Origin of the sequence: Salinicola socius (assembly GCF_001937195.1) — a bacterium.
Lineage (GTDB): Bacteria > Pseudomonadota > Gammaproteobacteria > Pseudomonadales > Halomonadaceae > Salinicola > Salinicola socius.
Genome location: NZ_MSDO01000055.1, coordinates 1 through 835 on the forward strand (window position 1 = coordinate 1; position 835 = coordinate 835).

The following is an 835-nucleotide window of genomic DNA, read 5'->3' on the forward strand; positions in this document are numbered from 1 at the left end:
GGGAAGCGCGGGCAGGCGGAAACGCCACGGACCAAAGGGAACGCGGTTGAGGCGGAAATCGGGGGCAAAAAAAACGGCCCGGTCAGTGTCATCGTGGAGATGAGGGACCTAGGGGCCGGAAAAGATCGCTTCCCGTGGAAGGCGACCATGAACGCGATGAAGGCAGAGTCGAGTAATGATGACTCAGGCCTAGTAAGGAAAGTGTCGCCGATAAGCGTCGCCCGGGCAATTAAAAAAACCCGCGAAATCAAGATTAACGCAGTTTTTGACGATACTTTAGTCGCATAAATAAGAGCGGCTAATATCGCGCGATAGATCGCGATAACAGTTTGTAGATATGTAATGAGAGGATTGCAAAAAACCCGCACTGGATATATGGCTTGGTAGCGCCATAGGCCGGTGCGGGCGAGTGGTGCGTCAACTGATCGAGTCAGGACGTCGTGTAGGTAATAGCGCTGTTCATGGTCGCTATAGTTCGGTGCGAGCCTATTAATGGCTCTGACGGACTTGAGGTCGGAGGAACGAGCCGAAGAGCAAGAAACCGTTGCACAGGCTGATGCTATTACGGCTTTTGCAAGAAGAAAAGTAGCCTTCGTTAAATAAAGTGATGTAGTGGTATACAACTTTTGGCTGATACCTGATTTTGCTGCAAAAAAAACCCGGCTATGGGAAGCAGTCGGGATAGACCGTTTGCCATACCAGGTTGAAGCGGTCGCGGGGAAGCAACCAAAAATCGATTTTTTGGCGTTTCTGACAGGTTGTGGTTCGAGGTCGCCTGTAGCAGTCGAAAAGGGGGCGCGGCCGTCTTGCTTAGCCGTGTTAACGCATGTTAACG

Annotated in this window: 1 protein-coding gene; it reads left to right on the top strand. The window is 51.4% G+C overall.

Annotation, left to right across the window (positions count from 1 at the left end; all coding sequences use genetic code 11):
- A partial coding sequence (locus BTW07_RS20085; RefSeq protein WP_208605439.1) for a hypothetical protein occupies window positions 1-288 on the top strand: 288 nt, incomplete at its 5' end.
- Window positions 289-835 lie beyond the last annotated feature (547 nt).